At 44.1% G+C, this 25406-nt stretch carries 25 protein-coding genes and 2 tRNA genes; 24 read left to right on the forward strand and 3 right to left on the reverse strand.

Features of this window, described 5'->3' with window-relative positions; genetic code table 11:
* Positions 1 to 326: 326 nt before the first annotated feature.
* From aspS to L4C35_RS04870, 18 genes are all read left to right on the forward strand, one after another.
* Positions 327 to 2111, forward strand: a complete 1785-nt coding sequence (aspS, locus tag L4C35_RS04785; protein ID WP_428461798.1) for an aspartate--tRNA ligase — start codon at positions 327 to 329, stop codon at positions 2109 to 2111.
* A gap of 123 nt (positions 2112 to 2234) precedes the next feature.
* Positions 2235 to 2978 carry a YebC/PmpR family DNA-binding transcriptional regulator gene (locus L4C35_RS04790; RefSeq protein WP_428461799.1) on the forward strand — a complete coding sequence of 248 codons (744 nt, stop codon included), beginning with the start codon at positions 2235 to 2237 and terminating at the stop codon, positions 2976 to 2978.
* A 22-nt stretch (positions 2979 to 3000) separates the two neighbouring features.
* Positions 3001 to 3522 carry a crossover junction endodeoxyribonuclease RuvC gene (gene ruvC, locus L4C35_RS04795; RefSeq protein WP_428461800.1) on the forward strand — a complete coding sequence of 174 codons (522 nt, stop codon included), beginning with the start codon at positions 3001 to 3003 and terminating at the stop codon, positions 3520 to 3522.
* 139 nt (positions 3523 to 3661) lie between these two features.
* On the forward strand, positions 3662 to 4282 hold the full coding sequence (gene ruvA, locus L4C35_RS04800; protein WP_428461801.1) for a Holliday junction branch migration protein RuvA: 621 nt from the start codon (positions 3662 to 3664) through the stop codon (positions 4280 to 4282).
* Between the two features lie 19 nt (positions 4283 to 4301).
* Complete coding sequence (gene ruvB, locus L4C35_RS04805; protein ID WP_428461802.1) at positions 4302 to 5315, forward strand: Holliday junction branch migration DNA helicase RuvB; 1014 nt, start codon at positions 4302 to 4304, stop codon at positions 5313 to 5315.
* Positions 5316 to 6355: 1040 nt separating this feature from the next.
* Positions 6356 to 7942, forward strand: a complete 1587-nt coding sequence (gene cydA / locus L4C35_RS04810; RefSeq protein WP_428461803.1) for a cytochrome ubiquinol oxidase subunit I — start codon at positions 6356 to 6358, stop codon at positions 7940 to 7942.
* A gap of 15 nt (positions 7943 to 7957) precedes the next feature.
* Positions 7958 to 9094: a cytochrome d ubiquinol oxidase subunit II gene (gene cydB, locus L4C35_RS04815; protein ID WP_428461804.1), complete on the forward strand. Its 1137-nt coding sequence runs from the start codon at positions 7958 to 7960 to the stop codon at positions 9092 to 9094.
* 12 nt (positions 9095 to 9106) lie between these two features.
* Positions 9107 to 9214, forward strand: a complete 108-nt coding sequence (gene cydX, locus L4C35_RS04820; RefSeq protein ID WP_068329067.1) for a cytochrome bd-I oxidase subunit CydX — start codon at positions 9107 to 9109, stop codon at positions 9212 to 9214.
* Positions 9207 to 9509, forward strand: a complete 303-nt coding sequence (ybgE, locus tag L4C35_RS04825) for a cyd operon protein YbgE (RefSeq protein WP_428461805.1) — start codon at positions 9207 to 9209, stop codon at positions 9507 to 9509. The genes cydX and ybgE overlap by 8 nt, the downstream gene beginning before the upstream one ends.
* A 227-nt stretch (positions 9510 to 9736) precedes the next feature.
* Positions 9737 to 10150 carry a tol-pal system-associated acyl-CoA thioesterase gene (ybgC, locus tag L4C35_RS04830; protein ID WP_428461806.1) on the forward strand — a complete coding sequence of 138 codons (414 nt, stop codon included), beginning with the start codon at positions 9737 to 9739 and terminating at the stop codon, positions 10148 to 10150.
* Positions 10140 to 10829 carry a protein TolQ gene (gene tolQ / locus L4C35_RS04835; RefSeq protein ID WP_428461807.1) on the forward strand — a complete coding sequence of 230 codons (690 nt, stop codon included), beginning with the start codon at positions 10140 to 10142 and terminating at the stop codon, positions 10827 to 10829. Before ybgC ends, tolQ begins: the two co-directional genes overlap by 11 nt.
* A gap of 3 nt (positions 10830 to 10832) precedes the next feature.
* Entirely contained in the window at positions 10833 to 11276 is a 444-nt protein-coding gene (gene tolR / locus L4C35_RS04840) for a protein TolR (RefSeq protein ID WP_428461808.1), read from the forward strand.
* Between the two features lie 14 nt (positions 11277 to 11290).
* Positions 11291 to 12313, forward strand: coding sequence for a cell envelope integrity protein TolA (tolA, locus tag L4C35_RS04845; RefSeq protein WP_428461809.1), 1023 nt, complete (start codon positions 11291 to 11293; stop codon positions 12311 to 12313).
* Positions 12314 to 12321: 8 nt separating this feature from the next.
* Complete coding sequence (tolB, locus tag L4C35_RS04850) at positions 12322 to 13671, forward strand: Tol-Pal system beta propeller repeat protein TolB (RefSeq protein WP_428461957.1); 1350 nt, start codon at positions 12322 to 12324, stop codon at positions 13669 to 13671.
* Between the two features lie 32 nt (positions 13672 to 13703).
* Complete coding sequence (gene pal, locus L4C35_RS04855) at positions 13704 to 14231, forward strand: peptidoglycan-associated lipoprotein Pal (protein WP_428461810.1); 528 nt, start codon at positions 13704 to 13706, stop codon at positions 14229 to 14231.
* A 13-nt stretch (positions 14232 to 14244) separates the two neighbouring features.
* Positions 14245 to 14994, forward strand: a complete 750-nt coding sequence (ybgF, locus tag L4C35_RS04860; RefSeq protein ID WP_428461811.1) for a tol-pal system protein YbgF — start codon at positions 14245 to 14247, stop codon at positions 14992 to 14994.
* A gap of 173 nt (positions 14995 to 15167) precedes the next feature.
* Entirely contained in the window at positions 15168 to 16229 is a 1062-nt protein-coding gene (nadA, locus tag L4C35_RS04865) for a quinolinate synthase NadA (protein ID WP_048898765.1), read from the forward strand.
* A 137-nt stretch (positions 16230 to 16366) separates the two neighbouring features.
* The gene (locus L4C35_RS04870; RefSeq protein WP_428461812.1) at positions 16367 to 17224 is read left to right on the forward strand and encodes a bile acid:sodium symporter family protein; all 858 of its coding nucleotides are present in this window, start codon (positions 16367 to 16369) and stop codon (positions 17222 to 17224) included.
* 109 nt (positions 17225 to 17333) lie between these two features.
* Here L4C35_RS04870 and L4C35_RS04875 read toward each other — a convergent pair whose 3' ends face one another.
* Complete coding sequence (locus tag L4C35_RS04875; protein ID WP_428461813.1) at positions 17334 to 17906, reverse strand: UPF0149 family protein; 573 nt, start codon at positions 17904 to 17906, stop codon at positions 17334 to 17336.
* A gap of 237 nt (positions 17907 to 18143) precedes the next feature.
* Here L4C35_RS04875 and L4C35_RS04880 point away from each other — a divergent pair.
* From L4C35_RS04880 to L4C35_RS04890, 3 genes are all read left to right on the forward strand, one after another.
* Positions 18144 to 18231, forward strand: a tRNA-Ser gene (locus L4C35_RS04880).
* 26 nt (positions 18232 to 18257) lie between these two features.
* Positions 18258 to 18348, forward strand: a tRNA-Ser gene (locus L4C35_RS04885).
* Positions 18349 to 18722: 374 nt separating this feature from the next.
* On the forward strand, positions 18723 to 18950 hold the full coding sequence (locus tag L4C35_RS04890) for a DUF6500 family protein (RefSeq protein ID WP_428461814.1): 228 nt from the start codon (positions 18723 to 18725) through the stop codon (positions 18948 to 18950).
* Here the strand turns inward: L4C35_RS04890 and L4C35_RS04895 are convergent.
* Entirely contained in the window at positions 18937 to 19443 is a 507-nt protein-coding gene (locus L4C35_RS04895; protein ID WP_428461815.1) for a M48 metallopeptidase family protein, read from the reverse strand. The two genes, L4C35_RS04890 and L4C35_RS04895, sit on opposite strands and share 14 nt — an antisense overlap.
* A gap of 750 nt (positions 19444 to 20193) precedes the next feature.
* Between L4C35_RS04895 and uvrB the strand changes: the two genes are divergently transcribed.
* The 3 genes from uvrB (at position 20194) to L4C35_RS04910 (ending at position 24474) form a co-directional block, all read left to right on the forward strand.
* The gene (uvrB, locus tag L4C35_RS04900) at positions 20194 to 22209 is read left to right on the forward strand and encodes an excinuclease ABC subunit UvrB (RefSeq protein WP_428461816.1); all 2016 of its coding nucleotides are present in this window, start codon (positions 20194 to 20196) and stop codon (positions 22207 to 22209) included.
* Between the two features lie 497 nt (positions 22210 to 22706).
* Positions 22707 to 24104 carry a quorum-sensing sigma-54 dependent transcriptional regulator LuxO gene (luxO, locus tag L4C35_RS04905; RefSeq protein ID WP_428461958.1) on the forward strand — a complete coding sequence of 466 codons (1398 nt, stop codon included), beginning with the start codon at positions 22707 to 22709 and terminating at the stop codon, positions 24102 to 24104.
* Between the two features lie 10 nt (positions 24105 to 24114).
* A complete protein-coding gene (locus tag L4C35_RS04910; RefSeq protein ID WP_428461817.1) occupies positions 24115 to 24474 on the forward strand; it encodes an Hpt domain-containing protein in 360 nt (119 codons plus the stop codon).
* On the opposite strand, the gene yvcK is transcribed toward L4C35_RS04910, so the two are convergent.
* The gene (yvcK, locus tag L4C35_RS04915) at positions 24436 to 25335 is read right to left on the reverse strand and encodes a uridine diphosphate-N-acetylglucosamine-binding protein YvcK (protein WP_428461818.1); all 900 of its coding nucleotides are present in this window, start codon (positions 25333 to 25335) and stop codon (positions 24436 to 24438) included. The two genes, L4C35_RS04910 and yvcK, sit on opposite strands and share 39 nt — an antisense overlap.
* Positions 25336 to 25406: the final 71 nt, after the last annotated feature.

Below are 25406 nucleotides of genomic sequence, written 5' to 3' on the forward strand. Positions count from 1 at the left end.
CTTTTTAGCTTACGTTATAGGTGAAACAGACTTTACTTGGCAATTATGGCGTGCGTCACTGCGCACGGATTCAACAAAATGTGTGAATCTAACCAACGGAACACGTTTTGTTCGTGTTTTTTACTTGATTTCGACCGTCCTCTTTTCCTACATTAAAACTTTTGCTTTATAATAACGCGTTATTTTTGTCTCTCGACCACACCTAATCATCAGTTTTGGATGAATTTTGAGCGATTTGCGGTCGGGATGAGTCAACCTGTGCAAGCGAAATAAGCCGCTTGCTAAAATCGCTCACAGGATTTAAGTAAACAGATCGGGAATTTCTTATGCGCACCCAATATTGTGGTCACCTGAACAAGTCCCTAGCAGGGCAAACAGTAGAGTTATGCGGCTGGGTTAACCGTCGCCGTGATTTAGGCGGTCTAATTTTCGTTGATATGCGAGATCGTGAAGGTATTGTTCAGGTAGTCGTTGATCCGGATATGAAAGAAGTATTCGAAGTCGCGAACCAACTGCGCAACGAATTCTGTATTCGTTTTACCGGTGAAGTACGCGTTCGTCCTGAGAGCCAAGTAAATAAAGACATGGCAACAGGCGAAGTTGAAGTACTAGCAACAGGTCTTGAGATCATTAACCGTTCTGAAGCACTTCCTCTAGATTTCAACCAAACGAACTCTGAAGAGCAACGTCTAAAGTACCGTTACATCGACCTTCGTCGTCCAGAAATGAGCGATCGCATCAAGCTGCGAGCTAAAGCGTCTAGCTTTGTTCGTCGTTTCCTAGATGACAACCTATTCCTAGATATCGAAACACCAGTACTAACAAAAGCGACGCCAGAAGGCGCACGTGATTACCTAGTACCTAGCCGTGTTCATAAAGGTAACTTCTACGCACTGCCACAATCACCACAGCTATTTAAGCAGCTGCTAATGATGTCTGGCTTTGACCGTTACTACCAAATCGTTAAATGTTTCCGTGATGAAGATTTACGTGCTGACCGTCAACCTGAATTTACTCAAATCGATATCGAAACCTCTTTCCTAACCGCACCTCAAGTGCGTGAAGTGACAGAGCGTATGATCACTGAAATGTGGAAAGAGCTACTAAACGTAGATCTTGGCGCATTCCCAATTATGCAGTTCGAAGAAGCGATGCGTCGTTTTGGTTCTGATAAGCCAGATCTACGTAACCCACTTGAGCTTGTTGATGTTGCTGACATCCTAAAAGATGTTGAATTCAAAGTATTCTCTGGCCCTGCAAACGACGAAAAAGGCCGTGTAGCGGTTATTCGTGTACCAGGCGGTGCATCTTTGTCTCGTAAGCAAATCGACGAATACACTAAGTTCGTTGGTATCTACGGTGCGAAAGGTCTAGCATGGATGAAAGTGAACGACCGCGCAGCGGGCCTAGAAGGTGTTCAATCTCCAGTCGCTAAGTTCTTAAACGAAGACGTTGTTAACGCAATCCTTGATCGTACAGCTGCTGAAACGGGTGATATCATCCTATTTGGTGCTGACAGCAAGCGTGTTGTAACAGAAGCTATGGGCGCACTTCGTCTTAAACTGGGTGAAGACCTTGAACTGACTGATAAGTCAGCATGGAAACCACTATGGGTTATCGACTTCCCAATGTTTGAAGAAGATGACGAAGGCAACCTGCACGCGATGCACCACCCATTCACATCGCCACTAGGTATGACGCCAGAAGAGCTTGCGGCTAACCCTGCAACGGCGAACTCAAATGCTTACGATATGGTTATCAACGGCTACGAAGTGGGCGGTGGTTCTGTACGTATTCACAACGCAGAAATGCAATCTGCGGTATTTAGCATTCTAGGTATTGAAGCGGAAGAGCAAAAAGCGAAGTTTGGTTTCCTACTTGAAGCATTGAAGTACGGTACACCACCACATGCAGGTCTAGCATTCGGCCTTGATCGCCTAGTGATGTTGCTTTGTGGTACAGATAACATCCGTGATGTTATTGCATTCCCTAAAACAACAGCGGCATCTTGCCTATTAACTGATGCACCAAGCCTAGCAAACCCTGCTGCGCTTGAAGAGCTATCAATTGCTGTTGCGATTGCAAAGAAAGACCAAGCTAACAACGCTTAATTGTTTTGATAAGCTGATCAGATCGCCCAGATCTGATCAGCTTTTTTTTTGGAATAACGTTTTATGACGTTACCCAGAGGGAGCAAGTAGCGCTTACTCATTGGGACTAATTCGGAGTAGATCATGGCTGGACACAGTAAATTCGCCAATATCAAACACCGTAAAGCGGCACAGGATGCCAAGCGCGGTAAAATCTTTACTAAGTTAATTCGTGAAATCGTCGTTGCAGCTAAAGAAGGCGGCGCAGAACCTGAAAATAATCCACGTTTACGTGCGGCTGTTGATAAAGCACTTTCAAATAATATGACACGTGACACTATTAACCGTGCAGTTAGCCGCGGTGCGGGTGGTGAAGGTGACGAAGGTGTTGAAACCGTTATTTATGAAGGCTATGGCCCTGCAGGTACTGCTGTCATGGTTGAGTGTATGACAGACAACCGTAACCGTACGGTTTCAGGTGTGCGTCATGCATTTAGCAAAGCGGGTGGTAACCTAGGGACTGACGGAAGTGTTAACTACTTGTTTGATAAAAAGGGGGTGATTTCTTACGCTCCTGGCCTAGATGAAGACACGATCATGGAAGCGGCCCTTGAAGGTGGTGCTGATGACGTTGAAACCAACGATGATGGCTCTACTGATGTGTACACCACACCGGCTGATTTTGGAACCGTGAAAGATGCATTAGATGCAGCAGGTTTTGAAGCTGCAAACGCTGAAGTAACACTTGTTCCGTCGACCAAAGCTGAGCTGGATGCAACAACAGCACCTAAGTTACTTCGCTTGATTGATGCACTCGAAGACCTTGATGATGTTCAAGAAGTTTACCATAACGGTGAAATTTCGGATGAGGTTGCAGAGCAGCTATAAGTTGTTTGTATAAAGGCGAAATATGTCCATTATCTTGGGTATTGACCCTGGTTCTCGTATCACAGGTTATGGTGTGATACGTCAACAAGGTCGACATCTTGAATACCTTGGCAGTGGGTGCATTCGTACTTCTTCTGAGGATATTCCTGGAAGGCTAAAGCAGATATACGCAGGCGTGTCTGAAGTGATCACTCAATTTCAGCCTGACGCCTTTGCGATTGAAGAAGTCTTCATGGGAAAAAATGCCAGCTCAGCACTTAAGCTGGGACAGGCGCGAGGCAGTGCCATTGTGGCTGCGGTTAATGCAGATTTACCTGTGAGTGAATACGCCGCGCGATTAATTAAGCAGGCCGTTGTTGGTACTGGTGGCGCAGATAAAGCGCAAGTGCAGCACATGGTTTGCTCGGTATTGAAATTACCGGGAAAACCTCAAGCGGATGCAGCCGATGCATTGGCAGTGGCAATTTGTCATGCCCATACGCATAAAACATTAATTGCGATGGCTGGACGTGCGAGTGGTGCCCGCCGTGGCCGTTATCGCTAAGCCGTTATATTTAGGAAAAGCAGCCGAGGCTGCTTTTTTTGTGCCTGCAACCTATTTCAATCCGTATAAATAGCTGGATGTCCATCCAGTATTTGACTATCCTAGTGCCAATTATTGATTCAAAGATAGAGATGAAGCTGTGATTGGTCGTCTACGTGGAACCGTACTTGAAAAACAACCGCCTGAAGTCTTACTTGAAGTAAGTGGTGGTGTGGGCTATGAAATTCAAATGCCAATGAGCTGTTTTTATGAGCTGCCAGAAGTCGGCCAAGAAGCGGTTATCTTTACGCATTTTGTTGTACGTGAAGATGCACAATTACTGTATGGCTTTAATAAAAAGAGCGAACGTGAATTGTTCCGCGAAGTGATTAAAGCTAATGGCGTTGGCCCTAAACTGGGTCTTGCTATTCTCTCTGCGATGACAGCAAGTCAATTTGTATTGAGTGTTGAAAACGAAGATGTCACAACCCTGGTGAAAATCCCTGGTGTTGGTAAAAAAACTGCAGAACGTTTAGTGATTGAAATGCGAGATCGCTTGAAAGGGTGGGGTGAAGGTGATCTCTTTACGCCAGCACAAGATACAGCAGCGTCACAAGCGATCGCGGCACAATCATCAGCACGTGCTGAAGATGAAGCAGTAAGTGCGTTAGTTGCGCTTGGTTACAAACCACAGCAAGCATCGAAAGTGGTATCACAAGTTGCTCAACCAGAGATGACAAGTGAAGCGATTATTCGTGATGCACTGCGTTCTATGGTTTAAGAAAGGTTATAGCTAAATAATGATTGAAGCAGATCGCCTTATCTCGAATAACTTTGAACCATCCCGTGATGAAGATGTGATAGACAGAGCTATTCGCCCTAAATTGCTGCAAGACTACCAAGGCCAAGATCATGTTCGTGGCCAAATGGAAATATTCATCAAAGCGGCGCAGCTTCGTCATGAAGCACTGGATCACTTATTGATCTTTGGCCCTCCGGGTTTAGGTAAAACAACGCTAGCCAATATTGTCGCGAATGAAATGGGTGTCAGCATTCGTACAACGTCAGGACCTGTGCTTGAGAAAGCCGGTGATCTTGCGGCATTGCTGACGAACCTTGAAGAAAACGATGTGTTGTTTATCGATGAAATCCACCGTTTAAGCCCTCAAGTCGAAGAGGTGCTCTACCCAGCGATGGAAGACTATCAGTTGGACATCATGATCGGGGAAGGACCTGCTGCTCGCTCAATTAAGATCGACTTGCCACCATTTACCCTAATCGGCGCAACAACGCGTGCAGGTTCTCTAACTTCACCACTGCGTGACCGCTTTGGTATTACCCAGCGTTTAGAGTATTACAAAGTTGAAGATCTGAAAGACATTGTAAAACGCAGTGCTAATTGCCTTGAACTTTCGATGGAAGAAGAAGGGGCGATGGAAGTCGCTGTCCGTGCGCGTGGTACGCCGCGTATTGCCAATCGCTTACTACGCCGTGTCCGAGATTATGCTGAAGTGATGGCTGATGGCCATATCTGCCCAGATGTGGCGGCGAAAGCGCTTGATATGCTAGATGTCGACAGCAGTGGCTTTGATTATATGGACCGTAAGTTATTAATGGCCATTATTGATAAGTTCATGGGTGGGCCTGTTGGGCTTGATAACTTAGCAGCAGCGATTGGTGAAGAGAAAGACACGATTGAAGATGTGTTAGAACCTTACCTGATTCAGCAAGGGTATTTGCAGCGTACACCGAGAGGGCGAATTGCCACTCATCGTGCATATTTACACTTTGGTTTAGATTTACCTGAAAGTTAATGCAATAAGAGTGTGAGCGATAAACCGCAATATCACATGTATTCGCGGAGTAACGCGTAAATTAAATGTAAAAAAGCGAGGCTAATTAGCCTCGCTTTTTTTTATCACTCAATAAAAACGACCAAAGTAGCCGTTGATCATAGTGCTATAAACAGGTTTCTATTTACATCTTTATGACAATATCACCAATTGCTATGGCAGCAATATAAAAAAAGCTGCAATTGTGACGCATTAAAAACGTGTTTTAGTAAGCGCGTTTATACAGTTCAGAGAAACTTGGTTGGTATAAAGCGATAATTTTTTCAAAAATACGTGTCATAACGACAACCTCAATCAAGTTAAGAGCAAAGCTGTAATCTCGCGTTTATTCAGCCAAACACATATTTTACAGCGTGGGGTGTTTATCAATCTTCTGACGCTGATTATAGGAATATTTTCATTAAGAAAAAGCGATTAAAATTACAGTTTAGGATTAGAAAAAATAATGCATTATCTGATGGAGTTAAGGCTGGGATTCATACCTATAAAAGAGTTTATTCGCTTCATCCCAACCTTATAGGCACAGAGATGTGAGTAATATCCTTCTTTTTTCTAAGTGTAATAGCAATGGGTGTGAGTAGTTAAAAACAGAATGTGAATAAGTGTGATCTTCTTTGAATTGAACCGAAAGATAATGTCTTTTTTTACCTTATTCCCTCATGCATAAAAGGGCGCAAAACTTGATCTATATCAACTGCTCTTGTGTGGGTTAAAAAATGAGCAGTGTTTATTGATTTTTATCAAAGCAAAATGTTTGATAAAACCTTTGCCGCTCGAGGTAATTGTCAGTAATATTAGCAATGACTTTATTAGCTGTAGCTTAACAATAAGGCAACCAAATAAAAACATAATCGCAACATGAGAGAGGACCCATGTAGTTTGTGGTAATCAGGAAGATTTATGAGTTGCCATATGTTGCTCGCTACATTTTGCTAAGCCCAATCATAGGTACACATACGAAGTACTGTCACCACTCAGCCTGGTGAAAAAAGGAGTTCACAATGTTCACTGATATCGTCGAACTATCGCGGTTACAGTTCGCATTAACTGCGATGTATCACTTTTTGTTCGTCCCACTGACTCTCGGTATGGCTTTCCTACTAGCCATCATGGAGTCTGTTTATGTAATGACTGGAAAGCAAATCTACAAGGACATGACTAAGTTCTGGGGTAAGCTTTTTGGTATTAACTTTGCTCTTGGTGTAGCAACTGGCCTATCCATGGAGTTCCAGTTTGGTACAAACTGGGCTTACTACTCCCACTACGTTGGTGACATCTTTGGTGCCCCACTAGCGATTGAAGCACTGGTCGCATTCTTCTTAGAATCCACTTTTGTTGGTCTGTTCTTCTTTGGTTGGGATCGCCTATCAAAGCGCCAGCACTTAACCGTAACTTGGTTAGTTGCGTTAGGTTCTAACTTCTCAGCGCTTTGGATTCTGATCGCAAATGGCTGGATGCAAAACCCTGTTGGCGCTGAGTTCAACTTCGAAACCATGCGTATGGAAATGGTGAGCTTCGCTGAAGTTATCCTAAACCCAGTAGCGCAGGTGAAGTTTGTTCATACAGTAGCATCGGGTTACGTATGTGGCGCAATGTTCGTAATGGGTATCAGTGCTTACTACTTGCTGAAAGGCCGTGACATTCCATTTGCCCGTCGTTCTTTCGCAATTGCATCTTCATTCGGTATGGCAGCAATCATCTCTGTAATCATCCTTGGTGATGAGTCAGGCTACGAGCTAGGTGATGTTCAAAAAACTAAACTAGCAGCAATCGAAGCTGAATGGCATACAGAAGAAGCACCAGCAGCCTTTACGGCTTTTGGTATTCCAAACCAAGAAACAATGGAAACGGATTACGCGATTAAGATCCCTTATGTTATGGGTATTATCGCAACGCGATCATTGGACACCGAAGTAACGGGTCTACGTGATCTGAAAGCTGAACACGAAGCACGTATCCGTAACGGTATGGTTGCATACGGTCTGCTTGAAAAACTGCGTGCGGGTGACAAAACACCAGAGAACATTGCAGCGTTCGATGAAGTAAAACACGATTTGGGCTACGGCTTCTTGCTTAAGCCTTATGCTGACAACGTTGTAGATGCAACAGAAGAGCACATTGCTCAAGCTGCTGATGATTCAATCCCTACCGTATGGCCGCTATTCTGGAGCTTCCGTATCATGGTTGCTGCGGGCTTTATCATGCTAGCGATCATCGGTGCTGCATTTATCCAAACATGCCGCCACAAAATCACCGAGAAGAAATGGCTGCTTAAAGCATCGCTTTACGCGATTCCACTTCCTTGGATTGCGATTGAAGCGGGTTGGTTCGTTGCAGAGTATGGCCGTCAACCATGGGCAGTTGGTGAAATCCTACCTGTATCAATGGCAGCCTCTAACTTAGCCGCGTCTGATATTATTACGTCGCTAGTTGCAATTATCAGCCTATACACTGTATTCCTGATTGCTGAAATGTACCTGATGATCAAGTTTGCTCGTCTAGGTCCAAGCAGCCTGAAAACAGGTCGCTACCACTTTGAACAAAATGACGCACCACAAAACGTGGTATCTCGTCAGGTTGAAGCGTAATAGGGAGATTAAGCAATGTTTGAATATGAAGTATTGCGATTCATCTGGTGGGTATTAATTGGTGTGCTTTGCATCGGTTTTGCAGTAACAGATGGTTTCGATATGGGTGTTGGCGCATTATTACCTGTTATCGGTAAAACTGATAACGAACGCCGTGTAATGATTAACTCGATTGCCCCACACTGGGATGGTAACCAAGTTTGGCTTATCACTGCTGGTGGTGCACTGTTTGCTGCGTGGCCTTTGGTTTACGCAACGGCATTCTCGGGCTTTTACTTAGCCATGATCCTAACACTTGCGGCGTTATGGCTACGTCCGATCGGTTTTGACTACCGTTCTAAACTGCCGAATGAGCAATGGCGTGGCGCATGGGATAAAGCAATCTTTGTAGGTAGCTTTGTACCGCCAGTGATCTTTGGTGTTGCTTTCGGTAACTTGCTGCAAGGTGTGCCGTTTGAGCTTAATGAATTCCTTGTACCAACCTACAAAGGTTCATTCTTTGGTCTACTAAACCCATTTGCACTTGTTTGTGGTTTAGTGAGTTCAATGATGATCATCACGCAAGGCGCAACTTACCTGCAAATGAAAACAACCGGTGAACTTCACACTCGTGCACGTAACGTCACTGTAATTACAGCGATTGCTACAGCGGTATTGTTTGCTATTGCGGGTGTATGGGCACAAAGCATTGAAGGTTTCGTGATTACATCTGAAATCGTAACGAATGCACCGTCTAACCCATTAACCAAAGAAGTAGCACGCCTATCTGGCGCACTGTTTGCTAACTACGAGGCTTACCCATTACTTTGGATTGCGCCTGTATTAGCCGTTGTGATGCCACTGCTTACTGTAGTTGCAACCAAAGCTGACCGTGGTGCGTTTGCCTTCTTAACATCAAGCCTAACAATGGCTGGCGTTATTTTGACATTTGGTTTCGCACTGTTCCCATTCATTATGCCTTCAAGCTTGATCCCGGGTCACAGCCTAACGGTATGGGATGCGACGTCTTCTGAGCTAACCTTGAACATTATGACTGGTGTAGCGTTCGTGATGGTGCCAATTATCTTGGCTTACACTATCTGGACTTACTACAAAATGTTTGGCCGTCTTGATGACAAGTTCATCGAAGAAAACAAAAACTCACTGTACTAAGGAGACGACACCATGTGGTATTTTGCTTGGATTTTAGGTGTTCTACTTGCGTGTTCATTCGGCATTATTAATGCACTTTGGTTAGAGACAACCGAAAACATGGATGAGTCTGGTGAGTAAGATAGATTCGTGGGTTAAAGCAGTACACCAGCATTTGGATATCGGGGCTTTACGCCTTGTTGCTATGCTGGCAGGACTAGGGTTGACCGCCCTTGTTGTCTGGGATCCAACCTTGTTTGCGCAAGCAATCGGTGGTTTCGGCCCTGTTATTTCGCCAGCATTGATTTGGGCGATCTGTACAACAATGATTTACGGTGTGGGCTTTGTTCCCCGTAATTGGTATTGGCAAGTGTTTTTCACGCCATACATATCATTGCCTGTATTAACCTACATCTACTGGTTGCGTTTTTATTAAGCGCATCCCAGCATAATAACGGCCTATTGTGGAAACACAGTAGGCCGTTTTTTTTATTAAGCCGCGCGAGTTATAATCATCGTCTATATGCGACCTCGATAATCGCTAGCCCACCGACGAACTTATTTACAATTCACCGTATACCAACATCAAATTTATGCAGCTTAATTTCATAAAACTCATTAAGTTAGGTATAGTAAAGTTCGCCGTTTAATATGAGAAAAACCATGGAAACAGCTCAAACCTTTAATTGGCCTATCACTGTTTATTATGAAGATACTGACGCTGGTGGGGTGGTGTACCATTCCAACTATCTCAAATACTTCGAACGCGCAAGAACGGAACTTTTGCGAAATATTGGTGTCAGTCAACAAGCATTGCTTGAGTGCGATTTAGGGTTTGTCGTTCGCCACCTTGCGATTGATTATATCAAGGGTGCTAAGTTGGATGATCAGCTTATAGTTCGTACAAAAATCAGCGAATTACGTCGCGCATCTATCGAATTTTGTCAGGATTTAGTTAACAATGAAGGCCAAATCTTGTGTAAAGCCGTGGTTAAGGTAGCCTGTATCCGTTCAAGCACCATGAAACCAACAGCCATTCCAGAAAATATTAAGTCGGAGATATCTAGTGACTGCTGAATTATCAATTCTAGACCTGTTTTTACAGGCCAGCCTGTTGGTAAAAATCGTAATGCTCATTTTATTGGGCATGTCGGTGGTCTCGTGGGCAATGATCATTAAACGCTCGCAAGTATTATCAGAAGCCAGTTCAAAAGCTGTTCGCTTTGAAGATCGCTTCTGGTCTGCAAATGATTTGTCACAGTTATACCAAGAAGTTCAAGCGCGCAAAGATAGCTTGATTGGTACAGAACAGATTTTTTACGCGGGCTTTAAAGAGTTCGCTCGTTTACATCGTAGTAATGGCAAAGTACCAGAAGCTGTGATGGAAGGGACTGGCCGCGCGATGCGTGTATCGCTGTCTCGTGAAGTTGATGGCTTAGAAACTAACTTGCCTTTCTTAGCGACAGTCGGTTCGATCAGTCCATATATCGGCTTGTTTGGTACCGTTTGGGGCATCATGCATGCATTTATTGCACTAGGTGCGGTTAAACAAGCAACACTTGCTATGGTTGCACCGGGTATTGCTGAAGCACTTGTTGCAACCGCGATGGGCCTGTTTGCGGCGATTCCAGCGGTTATGTTCTATAACAAGCTGACAAACCAAGTATCTAAGTTAGAGCACACTTACGCGACCTTTATGGAAGAGTTCTCTAGCATTTTGCACCGCCAAGCTTTCGCTGGTAATCAGGAGCAATAAGCCATGGCTTACCAACCTAAGAAACGTAAGATGACGGCTGAAATTAATGTCGTACCTTATATTGATGTCATGTTGGTACTGCTCATCATCTTTATGGTTACTGCACCTTTTGTGACCCAAGGGGTAGATGTCGAGTTACCAGGTACAACAACGGCAAAAACGGTTGCTGAATTATCTAAAGATGACAGCGGTGCACCGATCATTATTGAAGTCGATCAACATGGCAATTTAGGGATCAGCGTTAATAATGCCGATGTGATTCGTGGCCTTGATATGAACACCATGTTGACGCGTGTGCGTGCCGAGTTGCAGTTAAACCCTAAATCAACCGTGTTAGTTGGCGGTGATAGCCGTGCGCAATATGCTTACATCATAGAAACACTCGATGCGTTAAACCGTGCAGGTGTGGCTTCGGTAGGTCTAATGACTGAACCGTTAGAGCAGTAGGAGCCATAAAGCAGATGAGAAATAATAACTACAGCGTCGCTGTCATCGTTTCGTTATTACTTCATGCTTTACTACTCGTTGCGTTGCTTTGGGGCGCAGACTTTTCCATGTCTAAACCTAAGCAATCAGGCAATACGATTCAAGCTGTAGTGGTTGATCCTGCTTTAGTGAATCAGCAAGCACAACGTATTCGTCAAGAGCGTGAGAGTGCGAAAAAAGCTGAACGTGATCGTCTTCGTCGTTTAGAGCAACAAGCTGAAGAATTAGAGAAGCAGCGTCAAGCTGAAGAGAAGCGTATACGCGAGCTAAAAGCCAATAAACTGAAAGCGGAAAAAGAAGCACGTATAGCGGAAAAAGAACGCCAACGTGTTGCGGCTGAAAAGCAAAAAGTAGCGGAAGAAAAACGTAAAGCCGATGCCGCAGCTAAAGTGGCTAAAGCACAAGCGGCGAAAGCAGAGGCTGAGCGCAAATCTAAGCAAGAAGCAGCGAGAAAAGCGGAACAAGAGCGTCAGCGTAAAGTTGAACAACAACGCCAAGCGGAAGAAGCTGCTCGTAAGGCTGAAGAAGCGCGTAAAGCGAAAGTCGCAGAACAAAAACGGGCAGAGGCCGCTGCGAAAAAAGCAGAAAAAGCTCGCATAGAAGCTGAACGTAAAGCGGCAGAAGCAAAAGCATTGCAGCGCCAGCAAGAAGCCGCATTGAATGATATGTTCGCAGGTCTTGAAGCTGAAACGGAGCAACGAGGTGGTGCTAGAGGGCAATTTGTGAGTGATGAAGTGGCACGATACAGTGCGATCTTTACCCAAATGATCCAGCAGAACCTCTTAGTTGATCAAAGCTTTTCAGGCAAAGAGTGTGTCATTCGCATGCGCTTGTCGGCGAATGGTTTATTGTTAGATGCAACAGAGGATGGGGGAGAAAGAACACTGTGCCGCGCGGCAAAAGCAGCGGTAGTAAAAGTGAGCCAGTTCCCTATGCCTGAAGATCCTGAAGTTATCGAGAAACTACGTGCAATCCGCCTAACAGTAAGCCCAGAGTAGAAGGAAGAATTATGAAACGTTGGATTATAGGGCTCTTTGTTGCTTTTCTGGGGTTTAGCCAGTTAGCACATGCTGAGCTTGAACTTGTTATAACCGAAGGTGTTAACTCAGCACGCCCAATCGGTGTTGTACCTTTTAAGTGGGATGGTGATGGCAAGTTACCTGCAGATATTTCAAGCGTAATAGCTTCTGATTTGCAGCGCAGTGGCAAGTTCAGCCCAATAGCAGCCAGTAAAATGCCGCAGACTCCGTACGATGAATCGCAAGTTGATTACGATGCGTGGACATCGATGGGGGTTGATGCCTTAGTTACAGGTAAGATCCGCCAAGATGTAGATGGCAACTATATTGTTGAATATCAGCTGGTTGATATCGTTCGTGGTCAACTGACGAGTGGTCAAAGCCGTGGTTTGAGTGGTGGTGAGTTGGTACTCACAAAAGATCACTTATTACTGAATAACCGTGCAAAAGTTGAAGGTAAGCGCATGCGTCATTTTGCGCACCTTATTTCTGATTATGTCTACGAAAAACTAACCGGTGAACGTGGTGCATTCTTAACGCGTATTGCTTATGTTGTTATCGATGATAAAGCGAAGTATCCATACCAGCTTCGCGTGGCGGATTATGACGGTTTTAACGAGCGTTTAGTGCTGAAATCACAGCAACCGCTGATGTCACCTTCATGGTCACCAGATGGTAGTAAGTTAGCGTATGTTAGCTTTGAAAACGGACAAGCTCAGGTTTTTGTGATGGACATCTATAAGGGAACGCGTGAAATGATCACGTCTTTCCCGCGTCATAATGGATCGCCACGTTTCTCACCTGACGGCAAGAAGTTAGCTATCGTACTATCCAAAAGTGGTAGCTTACAGATCTATGTAAAAGACCTAGAAACTAAGGCACTCACGCAGATCACCCGAGGACGTGCGAATAACACCGAAGCATTTTGGGATCCTGATGGGCAGTCTTTGGTATTTACCTCAGACAGAGGTGGTAAACCTCAGATATATCGAGTAAATTTAGCTGATGGCAAAACCCAACGTTTGACTTGGCAGGGAAGTCAAAACCTTGGTGGTCAGCTTACACCTGACGGTCGCTACTTAGTGATGGTGCACAGATCTGATTCTGGGTACAACATTGCTAAGCAAGACCTGAAGACTGGAGCTCTTCAAATTTTAACCAAAACATTTTTGGATGAGTCTCCAAGCATTGCACCGAACGGCGGCATGGTGATCTACAGTTCAGTGAATAATAAATCAAACGAACTGTCGTTAGTGTCGATTGACGGGCGCTTTAAAGCACGTTTACCTGCGACGAACGGGCGAGTACGAGCTCCTTCTTGGGGCCCATACCTCTAACGTTCACGTAATTAGCAAACAAGGAAAATAAAATGCAACTTAATAAAGTTTTAAAGGGGCTGGCAATTGCGCTGCCAATGATGACTCTTGCGGCTTGTAGCTCTACTGAAGGTACTGAAACATCTGCTTCTGATACAACAAACAAGGCAGCTGAAGAAACAGTAGTAGCAACGCCAGTAGAGAACACGACGCCTGTTCTTTCTGAGCAAGAGCTACGTAGCCAAGAATTGCGTCAAGAACAAACTATTTACTTTAAGTTTGATAACGCAGAAATCCAACCAGATTACCAAGCGATGCTAGAAGCTCACGCTGAATACCTACGTAACAACGCAGGTCAGCAAGTGACTGTTGAAGGCCACGCTGATGAGCGCGGTACGCCAGAGTACAACATCGCCCTAGGCGAGCGTCGTGCTAATGCTGTAGCGAAATACCTACAAGCGCTAGGTGTATCTGCATCTCAACTTGAAATCGTTAGCTACGGTGAAGAGAAGCCACTAGTGCTTGGTCACACTGCAGCAGATTACGCGAAGAACCGTCGTTCGGTTCTAGTGTACAAGTAATAGGTACATGATTATGAACAGTAACAAGATGCGCGTTGCCGCATTGGCGTTGCTGGTTGGTGCGGCGACCCAAGTGGTCGCCGCTCCTGCTCCCGTTACTGAGCTAAACAGTAGCAGTGCTCAGGGAAATAGCCTTGAGCGATTGGAGCGGATGCTTGAGGCTAGAAACCAAATTCAGATTGACATGCAACGTCAACTTGAACAATTGGCTTCTGAAATGGATGAACTTCGCGGTGTTGTTGAGCGTAACTCGTATGACTTAAGTCAGATGTTAGAGCGCCAACGTGAACTATACCGTGAAGTCGATGCACTTAGCCGCCAACCGCAAAAAGCAGCAGAGCCTGCGGATAGCAAACCAAAATCCACAGAAACGTATACAAGTAATGTTAGCGAGAACGCTGACTACGAAAAAGCGGTAAACCTTATTCTTAAAGAAAAGGATTACGATGGCGCAGTTAAAGCGTTTGAGGGCTTTTTAGTTGCGTATCCTCAATCGGCTTACAGACCGAATGCCCATTATTGGCTGGGACAACTTTACTTTACTAAGAATCAACTGAAGCAAGCCGGTGAGCAGTTTAAAGCCGTTGCGAATTACAGTGATTCCAATAAGCGCGCCGATGCCTTACTTAAACTCGGTGTGATTGCTGAGCGCAGTAACAACGTTGAAGAAGCGAAGAAAATGTATCAGGAAATTGTGAAAACATACCCTGATTCAACCAGCTCGCGACAAGCGCAAGCAAGCTTGAAAAAACTCGGGAAATAATCCGTGTCAGACTTCTAGAGGCCAGCACTATGCTGGCCTTTTGTTTATCTATCAGTAACTTTTGTTAGCGATGCGCAGTAGCACGTTTAGCCTTAACAAGAAAAGAGGGAAAATAGTACGCTGCTGTGTATAATGTTCGGATAGTAAGGACTAGCTGATAGAGCAAGTGAGTAATGAGCTTAACATTCGATCCGTCAGAAACAATCTATCCATTCCCGCCCAAACCTGTGCCATTAAGTGACAGTGAAAAGCAGGAATACATCGCAAAAATTAAAGCCCTTCTTGAGGAAAAAGATGCGGTTTTAGTTGCCCACTATTATACCGATCCCGAAATTCAGGCCCTAGCTGAAAATACAGGTGGGTTTGTTGGCGACTCTCTTGAAATGGCCCGCTTTGGTAATCAACATCCTGCTAAAACCTTGATTATCTGTGGCGTACGCTTCATGGGCGAGTCTGCAAAAATCCTGACCCCAGAAAAGCACGTATTAATGCCAACACTTGAAGCTGAGTGTTCACTTGATCTGGGTTGTCCTGCCGATAAATTTACCGAGTTTTGTGATGCTCATCCCGACCATACTGTCGTAGTGTATGCGAATACGTCCGCGGCGGTAAAAGCGCGGGCAGATTGGGTTGTTACCTCAAGTATTGCTCTTGAAATTGTCGAGCACCTTGATAGTGAAGATAAGAAGATTATCTGGGGCCCAGACCGTCACTTAGGGTCTTACATTGCTAATCAAACAGGCGCTGAAATGCTGTTATGGCAAGGTGAGTGTGTGGTTCATGACGAGTTTTCCGCTAAAGCACTGCGCGACATGAAGCACTTACACCCGGAAGCGGCTATTCTTGTTCACCCTGAATCGCCAGCCAGTGTAGTGGAATTAGCGGATGCAGTCGGTTCGACTAGCCAGCTCATCAAAGCTGCGAAAGCGCTTCCAAATCAGAAACTGATCGTGGCGACAGACAAAGGCATTTTCTTCAAAATGCAGCAGTTGGTACCAGAGAAAGAGTTGGTTGAAGCGCCGACGGCTGGTGCGGGGGCGACTTGTCGTAGTTGTGCGCATTGCCCTTGGATGGCAATGAATGGCTTGAAGGCGATTGAGCAAGCACTTCGTGATGGTGGCAGTGAGCATGAAATCTTTGTGGATGAAGCACTGCGTGAAAAATCACTGATTCCATTAAACCGTATGCTTGATTTTGCGGCTGAACTGCAATTGAAAGTAAAAGGCAACGCATAAATAAAGCGGCACTAATTAAAGAAATAGCGATCTTAGGGTCGCTATTTTTTTTAGTATAGTAATACTTTTATCTGCGACTCTTAGTAAATATAAATCAAGCCACTACTGATAAATAAAATAACCGCTAAGGAAATAGCATGAGCCAAATTTTATTGACTGTTGGACTGCCAATGGCACTTGCATGGATGATGCTGTGCGTCGGTATGACATTGAAACTCTCTGATTTTCAACGTGTGTCCCAGTATCCTTTTAAAGTTATTGCTGCATTACTTGCGCAACTTGTTGGGCTACCACTGCTGGCTTATGCCATTATCACTTTGCTTGGCCTTCCCGAACCGATAGCCGTTGGCCTTTGGCTATTAGCGCTTGCGCCTGGTGGCGCATCATCAAATGCAATAACACACTTGAGTGGTGGTGATTCTGCACTGTCTATTACCATTACGGCGATAAGTAGTCTGGTAATACCTTTTTCTATGCCAGTATTACTCAGTGTATTTATGCCTGAATTGTCATTAGCGATACCGTTAAAAACGGCTATTTTGCAGTTAACCGCAGTGACTATTTTACCTGTGTTATTAGGTATGGCATTGCGACATTATACGGATGAGTCTTGGTTTACACCTTTTGCTGAAAAGGCGGGTAAAAGCGCACTTTGGGCGTTATGTTTCACCGTTATCATCACTGTGAGTGCTAATACAGAAGTGTTCCACTTGTTTGCATCGAAAGCGACAATTGCCGTTATTGTGTTGTGTGTGTCAGGGATGGTGCTTGGAGCCTTGATTGCGCGAGTACTGGGTGAAAAAGTCGCGATAATCAAAACATTTGCTATTGAAGTTGGTGTGCAAAATGCGGGTACGGCAATTTTTGCTGCAGTGATATTACTTGGGCGCCCAGAATTTGCGATAACGCCTTTGCTTTATGGGATCTTAATGAATATTCCAGCCTTCGCTCTTATTTATTGGCACCGCGCGCAACAACCCAAAGTCGCAGTGTAAAGAAGTGCACGGATAGAGGGTTGATTCGGTGAGTCAGTCCTAGCAACATACCGCGAATAAAAAACGGCAGCCTCATGAGACTGCCGTTTTCGTAATAGTGATAGGCTAATTAGTTATTCACTAATGCATGCGCTCGCTGCGATAGACCACAAAGCATCATAGGCACAGATTTGAAGATTTCTTCAAATTGTGCGAGGCCATCAGCGCCTTCATCTGATAATGCTTGCATCGCATTTTCTGGATCATATAGCAGGCTGATAGACAGTAAGACACCGCCAAGCAAGGCGCTGTCTTCAGTGTCTTCTGGCATGATAGTTTCCCAATCATCACGAGCCAGTTGCCAGCCTTGTAGTAAACCTTCAGAGAAGTCACGAGTCGACTCTGTTACTAACTCTTTATCGTCTAGTGCGCAGCCTTCAGGCCAGGCCCAAGTATTAAGTAGCAGTGCTTCTCTGCTTTCATTCCAAAGATTGATGATAGCATTGGCATAACTTTCAAGATCCTCTTGGCGAGTAAATGGTGATACTTCTTCACCACCCCATAAGAAAGCTAACCATTCAGCAGGATCTAATACGTGTGGGGCAGCTGCCATTGCTGTTACAAAACCGCGAGTTTGCGCTTCTGGTAGCAATTGTTCCGCTAGTTCTGGGTTTTCGAGGATCACACTTAATTGTGAAGACATAATGCACTCTCAGTTATTAGTAGATTGCGGATACTACCGCCGCACCTTCTTTGTTGATGCTTACATTGTATCAGTAGCCCTAAATGCTATCAGCAGTAATAGAGGCATAAAATCATTAAATAAGGTTATTGTTGTAAATTTGAACGGTCGTGATAGTAATTGATATTTTTTATTGACCCAATAACGGCTTAGCACTATAGTAGCCGTCCTGTTGAGCGACATGCTTAACAGAAATGTGGTGAGGTGTCCGAGTGGCTGAAGGAGCACGCCTGGAAAGTGTGTATACGGCAACGTATCGAGGGTTCGAATCCCTCCCTCACCGCCATCATCTTTTAAGGTGATGACAAATTAGGAGAGATGGCTGAGTGGTTGAAAGCACCGGTCTTGAAAACCGGCATACGTTTGTAGCGTATCTAGGGTTCAAATCCCTATCTCTCCGCCACATTCAGAAAAGGCGCTAATTTATTAGCGCCTTTTTTACGTTTGAGCAAACGTGAAAAGGATTTGTATCAAATCCGCCATACCCACAGCGCTCCGCCACATTTAAGAAAACCGCTGACATTCAGCGGTTTTTTTTCGTCTGGGTTAAAGGTAAGGGATTTGTACCAAATCCTCTAAACCCAAAGCACTCCGCTATATTCAAAGAAGCCTGCTTAATTGCTGGCTTTTTCGTATCTAAATGTAATTTCACTAATAACAATAGCTTAATCAAAAAAGAGGGCTGGGCATAAAAACAGGCTGTTTAAATACCCAGTATTTTGTGGACGTAAAAACAATGAGGCAGTAAGATGATGCGAATGCTGAAGGAGGAGCACGATGAGGGTGTCTTTGAGAGAAAAAGTGATTCAGGTCTGTAATAAGAAGATAGCGCAAAAAGGGGATAATGTAGGAGTATCGTTTTATGCTTTTTTTGCAAATAAGAACGATGATCCTGCTTTACTGATGGAAGCAGCAAGCTGGTGGATAGAGACACACCAGCTCGATCATTTTGAGAAAGCAAAGAAAATTCTCGATCTAGTTAAGAAAGAGTCTATTTGTAGATAGAACCAAACTTGTCGAGTTGAGTCAGGTATAAACGCATATCAAACTCAAGTTGATGATAATTGGGTTCCATGTGGCAACAAAGTTGATAAAACGCTTTATTATGCTCTTTCTCTTTTAAGTGCGCTAACTCGTGCACCACAATCATTCTTAAAAAAGCTTCAGGTGCAGATTTGAAAATTGCTGCAACACGGATTTCGTGTTTTGCTTTAAGTTTACCGCCCTGAACGCGTGAAACGAAAGTATGTAGCCCTAACGCGTGATGAATCACATTGATTTTATTATCAAAGGCGACCTTGCTAATTGGCGCTGACTTTTTTAAATACTGATTTTTAATCTCGACCACATAATCATAAAGTGCTTTCTCTGTCGTAACGGCGTGTGGTTTCGGGTACTTTTTCAGTAGCAGTCCAGCGAGTTGTTCTTTCTCGATTAACTGATTGACCTGTTCAGTTAAGTGAGCAGGGTAGCCTTGTAGATACTTCAACGTTTGCATGCGATGTCTGAAATAAGAAAATAGCGTTAAATAGTAACGGTAACGTTGAAACAGTGCAATTAGGCTTGCAAATGAAACCAGGCTGGTTGTTTTTTGTTCGGGGTGATTAAGGGCGAGCCAATTTTAACAATGTGTACAATAGCAGCTAAAAAGTGATGAAAATAATTCTTGATTTCCGCTAACCCAGACGTAGCAAGGGTTTACATGACTTACCCACAAAAACTGTGGATAAGTGTGTTGATGGATGTTTAGGAAGTCAAAAAATGAGAGCGATTGTCACGATTTGATTGTTTTTTGTTCGATTGGGCGTGAGGGACTAATACGCTGATATCACTTGTTATTACAGAATAATAATCAGGTTTCATTCACAAGTTGCGATGCTGGATAAGTCAGGAAAAGTAGCAAAAATAAGTATGTGAATTGATTTACATCAAAACTTGAATAAACTGTGGATTAAGAACGCATTATGACAAATTATCAGGATAAAATTTGTCCATGATTAACCAAAGTTAATGGCTAGCGCTGTTTTAGCAAAAAGAGAGGGCTGATGGCGTTATTGTCATCAGGGGCGTGAAATTTACGCGATCCATTATATAAAGTCAATCCTTCAAGATCGCTTATTTTAATGATACTAGTTGCATTGCTTATCACTATGGCCAATATTGATACTCATGGGCTGGCTTCAATGGATTGACTTCAATAGGAGAGCGCGGACAATGTCTTTCAATCATTTCAGTTCGAGTAGTGAAGATGAGTAAACTGTTTAAGCTTTCGTCGCCTTTTTCACCATCAGGTGATCAACCGACAGCCATCAATCAATTATTAGACGGGCTTGATTCAGGTCTAGCTCATCAGACTTTACTTGGCGTGACGGGGTCGGGTAAAACTTTCACTGTTGCAAATGTGATTGCTGAGAGTAATCGTCCAACTTTGATTTTAGCACCCAATAAAACCCTCGCCGCTCAGCTTTATGGCGAAATGAAAGAGTTCTTCCCTGAAAATGCGGTGGAGTATTTTGTTTCGTACTATGACTACTACCAGCCTGAAGCATATGTCCCGACAACGGATACGTTCATTGAAAAAGATGCATCAGTGAATGCGCATATTGAGCAAATGCGATTATCTGCGACAAAAGCACTATTAGAGCGCCGTGATGTCGTTATTATTGCTTCTGTTTCTGCGATTTACGGTCTGGGCGATCCTGATTCCTACCTGAAAATGATGCTGCATGTGCGTCGTGGTGATGTGCTTGATCAGCGTGATGTATTAACACGCTTGGCGGAATTGCAATATAAGCGTAACGACATGGCCTTTGAGCGCGGTACTTTCCGAGTCCGTGGTGAAGTGATTGATGTTTTTCCTGCTGAATCAGAGAAAGATGCTATTCGAATTGAGCTTTTCGATGATGAAGTGGATTGCATTAGCTCTTTCGACCCGCTCACTGGCGCTATTATTCAGCGTGATTTACCGCGTTGCACTATTTATCCGAAAACGCACTACGTGACGCCTCGTGAACGTATTCTCGAAGCGATAGAGAGCATTAAAGAAGAGCTTGTTGACCGTCGTAAGCAATTGATGGACAACAATAAGCTAGTAGAAGAGCAGCGTATCTCTCAACGTACACAGTTTGATATAGAGATGATGAACGAACTGGGCTTTTGTTCTGGTATTGAAAACTACTCCCGCTACTTGAGTGGACGTGCAGAAGGTGAGCCGCCTCCAACCTTGTTTGATTACTTGCCAGCAGACGGCTTGCTGATCATTGATGAATCACACGTCACTGTTTCACAGATAGGTGCTATGTATCGAGGTGACCGTTCGCGCAAAGAAAACTTAGTGGAGTATGGCTTCCGTCTGCCATCAGCATTGGATAATCGCCCAATGAAATTCGATGAGTTTGAAGCGTTAGCGCCTCAGACCATTTATGTTTCAGCGACGCCTGGCAATTACGAGATTGAAAAATGTGACACGGATATTGCTGAACAAGTGGTGCGCCCGACAGGTTTACTTGATCCTGAAATTGAGGTGAGGCCTGTCACCACGCAAGTTGATGATTTACTGTCAGAGATTCGGATACGCGAAGCGAAAGGTGAGCGTGTTTTAGTAACAACCTTGACCAAGCGCATGGCTGAGGATCTGACCGAATACTTAGCTGAGCATGGTGTGAAAGTGCGCTATTTACACTCAGATATCGATACCGTAGAGCGAGTTGAGATTATTCGCGATCTTCGATTGGGTGAGTTTGATGTGCTGGTAGGTATCAACTTGTTACGAGAAGGGCTTGATATGCCTGAAGTCTCGTTAGTGGCGATTTTAGATGCTGATAAAGAAGGCTTTTTGCGTTCAGAGCGCTCTCTGATCCAAACTATTGGTCGTGCAGCTCGTAACTTAGAAGGTAAAGCGATCCTGTATGCTGATCGTATAACGGGCTCGATGGATCGCGCAATGAACGAAACAAACCGTCGCCGTGAAAAGCAGCAAGCTTATAATGAAGAAAATGGCATTGTGCCTAAAGCACTGAATAAAAAGGTTGCTGATATTCTGGAATTGGGCCAAAGCAAGACGGCGAATAAAGCCGCTAAACTTCATCAAGTTGCAGAACAAAAAGGGAATTATTCGTCATTATCCCCTCAAGAGCTGGATGCTAAAATCAAAGAGCTTGAATCTGTTATGTATGATTACGCCCAGAACTTAGAGTTTGAAAAAGCGGCTGAAACCCGCGATAAAATTCATACATTACGTCAGCAATTTATTGCTAATAGCTAATGCATTATGCCCGCTAGTTTACAAATTGGCGGGTAGCTTTTCTTATTGTTCTAACCCTATCTCTCTTCTTTTTAGCGCTTTATTTTTCAACTTTCGGTTCGATGGTAGGCTAAGCTTAAGCCGTTTTCATAAATAGTAGGTAAAAAAAAGCCAACCGTAATGAATTCGGTTGGCGTCATTGTTTTAGTGAAAGTATTCACAAACAACGTCAGTTGGCTAGGTTGACTCTTACGAGTCATAGTATTTATTGCAGACTTTGTGCCAATTTTTTTGTGGACATGGAAATGTACTTTTTTCAGGGGGTTTGTAATGTTTTTAGCCTAAATTTATTCTACACTCCTAATTGCATTCGCATTTTGCGAATTGAATTGCAAACTGAAATGAGAATTTTGGAAACCAAAAAATTAATAGTCATAGTTTTTTGGTTTTGATTACAATTAATTTAAGGACGTTAGGAGGTCGCAATGGAAAGCAAAAATAAACAGCGTCAGGTGCTTATGGTTGAAGATACCGCATCAGTCGCTGCCTTATATAAATCATATCTTAATCCACTTGGCCTTCAGGTTGATATCGTTGGAACAGGGCAAGAAGCGCTGGAGATGATCGCGTCAACCGTTCCAGACCTTATTTTACTTGATCTTCGATTACCCGATATGACCGGGATGGAAGTACTTGAATCGGTACGGCGCGATTATGATGACATCCCGGTTGTGATCATGACGGCACACGGTTCGATTGACGTCGCTGTTGAAGCGATGCGTTATGGTGCTCAGGACTTTTTAATTAAGCCATGCGAAGCTGACCGATTACGTATCACAGTAAATAACGCACTTAAGCAAGAACAAAAAACATCTAAGAGCACTGAATCCAAACAGGGGGGGGCTCAGTACCAAGGTTTTATTGGTAATAGTTTACCGATGCAGGCCGTCTATCGAGTGATTGAATCTGCCGCTTCAAGTAAAGCAACGGTATTTATTACTGGGGAAAGCGGTACGGGTAAAGAAGTGTGTGCAGAAGCCGTTCATGCTGCGAGCCCGCGTAACGATAAGCCCTTTGTAGCATTAAATTGTGCAGCAATCCCAAAGGAGCTGATTGAGAGCGAATTATTCGGCCACATGAAAGGTGCATTTACTGGTGCTTCAACCGAGCGTCAAGGTGCGGTTGAACTTGCACATCAAGGAACACTTTTTCTTGATGAACTGTGTGAAATGGATTTGGATTTGCAAAGTAAGTTGCTTCGCTTTATTCAAACGGGGACGTACCAAAAAGTAGGGTCGTCAAAGACACAAACCGTTGATGTACGTTTTGTTTGTGCAACTAATCGTGATCCTTGGATTGAAGTACAAGAAGGGCGATTTAGAGAGGATTTGTATTATCGTTTGCATGTGATCCCAGTAACCTTGCCACCGCTACGTGAGCGAGGGGAGGATGTGATTGAAATTGCACATGCGTTATTGGCGTTAATGTCGCTAGAGGAAGGTAAAAACTTTAGCCGCTTTGCTGATCAAGTGACAAATTTCTTCAATCAATACAACTGGCCAGGTAATGTTCGTGAGTTGCAGAATGTTATCCGAAATATTGTGGTACTTAATGACAGTGATGAGGTGACACTTGAGATGTTGCCACCACAACTCAAATTGAGAAATGGCGTTGAAATTGCATCAGTTCATGAAAGCGTATCGCCAGCATCTATGGCAACACAGCCAACAGTGCCCGCGAGTGGTGACGAACGGCAAACCATTGAACCGTTATGGATTGTTGAGAAAAGAGCCATTGAAGCTGCTATTGATGCTTGTAATGGTAATATTCCACGCGCAGCAGGCTTACTGGAAGTAAGTCCTTCTACCATTTATCGAAAATTACAGACCTGGCAAGAAGTCGCGGGCAGTAAATAGGGAGCGAGTTATGGCGACAGCAATTAATGCAGAAACAATTAAGCGACTAGCTGATGAAGTCGGTCAGGAAACTGTCTCGCTCTTATTCAATGTATTCAGTGATGAATTACATCAATATTTGCACCAACTTTCTGATAAGCCGTCTGTGAGTCAGGTAGGCGAAATCAGCCATGCAATAAAAAGTAGTGCTGCTAGTTTTGGTGCTGATGAGTTAGCTGCAATGGCACAAGAGTGCGAATCGCGGGTTAAGCAAGGTCAAGATGAGTGGATGAATGACCATTTGCCTGAATTCAGACAAATGGTGCAAGGCATGGCGATAGAATATAAAGCGTTAGCGGCAGACGAGCAGCTTATTGATCGCATCCTTTAGTTTGGTGCGGTCATGTCGCCAGTTATGGTTACTGGCCGCCAGCTCTTCTATGAATTGTTCATAGCGGGGTTCAATATCTGTTAGTTGTTTTTCAGTGATGATCCCATCAACATAACGTCCACCCATTGCGCGTTCGCACCAGTGCAACATTGTCTCTAGGCTCATCATTCCTGCTGGACCTTTTTCTTTGTCTAAGTTTGTAACAAAGACAATGCGTGCTGAAGAGGCTTTCAATGCGGCTGCAATTTCTTTTAGCAGTAGCGGAGGCATCACACTGGTTAAAAAGCTTCCTGGGCCAAGTAAGATTAAATCGGCGGCTTCAATAGCTGATACTGCTTCTTTAGTCGCAGGCACCGCAGGTTCAACGTAAAGACGTTGTGGTACTTCTTTTAATTCATCAACACTGGTTTCGCCATAAATCACTTCACCTGTCGGTGTCATTGCTGACAAATCGGCTGGGTGCTCACTCATAGGGACTATCTGTGTCTCTACCTTTAGCATGTCGCGGATAAGGTTAATGGCATCAAGCGGGCGGATGCTCAGGTTACCTAACGCGGTTAGCATTAAATTCCCTAAATTATGACCACTTAGTTCCCCCGTCCCTTTGAAGCGGTATTCAAATATCATTGAACCCACAGACGGTTCTGTAATTAATTGGTTGATACAATTACGGGTATCTCCCCATGCAATACCACCCTGACAAGCTCGGATCCTACCCGTAGAACCGCCATTATCGGTTGTTGTTACTATACCTGTTACGCGAGAACCATGATCCGATAACGCTGATAGCATGCGGCCTAAACCATGGCCGCCACCAATGGCAACGATCTTAGTAGAATTTTTAAGTCTTGTATTTGTCATAGTGTTGCATTTAATTGTGATCATAAACGTAAATTAGTGTACCTAATCCTTGAGCAGAATACATCTTGCTG

The sequence above is a fragment of the Photobacterium kagoshimensis genome (assembly GCF_050337045.1).
GTDB lineage: Bacteria > Pseudomonadota > Gammaproteobacteria > Enterobacterales > Vibrionaceae > Photobacterium > Photobacterium kagoshimensis.

Coding starts and splice junctions, on each gene's coding strand:
- ybgF (WP_428461811.1), top strand. CDS start 14,245: ATGAACAGTAACAAGATGCGCGTTGCCGCATTGGCGTTGCTGGTTGGT.
- tolR (WP_428461808.1), top strand. CDS start 10,833: ATGGCTTACCAACCTAAGAAACGTAAGATGACGGCTGAAATTAATGTC.
- yvcK (WP_428461818.1), bottom strand. CDS start 25,335: ATGACAAATACAAGACTTAAAAATTCTACTAAGATCGTTGCCATTGGT.
- uvrB (WP_428461816.1), top strand. CDS start 20,194: ATGAGTAAACTGTTTAAGCTTTCGTCGCCTTTTTCACCATCAGGTGAT.
- L4C35_RS04890 (WP_428461814.1), top strand. CDS start 18,723: ATGAGGGTGTCTTTGAGAGAAAAAGTGATTCAGGTCTGTAATAAGAAG.
- tolA (WP_428461809.1), top strand. CDS start 11,291: ATGAGAAATAATAACTACAGCGTCGCTGTCATCGTTTCGTTATTACTT.
- L4C35_RS04870 (WP_428461812.1), top strand. CDS start 16,367: ATGAGCCAAATTTTATTGACTGTTGGACTGCCAATGGCACTTGCATGG.
- L4C35_RS04910 (WP_428461817.1), top strand. CDS start 24,115: ATGGCGACAGCAATTAATGCAGAAACAATTAAGCGACTAGCTGATGAA.
- L4C35_RS04895 (WP_428461815.1), bottom strand. CDS start 19,443: ATGCAAACGTTGAAGTATCTACAAGGCTACCCTGCTCACTTAACTGAA.
- cydX (WP_068329067.1), top strand. CDS start 9,107: ATGTGGTATTTTGCTTGGATTTTAGGTGTTCTACTTGCGTGTTCATTC.
- aspS (WP_428461798.1), top strand. CDS start 327: ATGCGCACCCAATATTGTGGTCACCTGAACAAGTCCCTAGCAGGGCAA.
- L4C35_RS04790 (WP_428461799.1), top strand. CDS start 2,235: ATGGCTGGACACAGTAAATTCGCCAATATCAAACACCGTAAAGCGGCA.
- nadA (WP_048898765.1), top strand. CDS start 15,168: ATGAGCTTAACATTCGATCCGTCAGAAACAATCTATCCATTCCCGCCC.
- ybgC (WP_428461806.1), top strand. CDS start 9,737: ATGGAAACAGCTCAAACCTTTAATTGGCCTATCACTGTTTATTATGAA.
- cydB (WP_428461804.1), top strand. CDS start 7,958: ATGTTTGAATATGAAGTATTGCGATTCATCTGGTGGGTATTAATTGGT.
- pal (WP_428461810.1), top strand. CDS start 13,704: ATGCAACTTAATAAAGTTTTAAAGGGGCTGGCAATTGCGCTGCCAATG.
- cydA (WP_428461803.1), top strand. CDS start 6,356: ATGTTCACTGATATCGTCGAACTATCGCGGTTACAGTTCGCATTAACT.
- ruvC (WP_428461800.1), top strand. CDS start 3,001: ATGTCCATTATCTTGGGTATTGACCCTGGTTCTCGTATCACAGGTTAT.
- luxO (WP_428461958.1), top strand. CDS start 22,707: ATGGTTGAAGATACCGCATCAGTCGCTGCCTTATATAAATCATATCTT.
- L4C35_RS04875 (WP_428461813.1), bottom strand. CDS start 17,906: ATGTCTTCACAATTAAGTGTGATCCTCGAAAACCCAGAACTAGCGGAA.
- ruvB (WP_428461802.1), top strand. CDS start 4,302: ATGATTGAAGCAGATCGCCTTATCTCGAATAACTTTGAACCATCCCGT.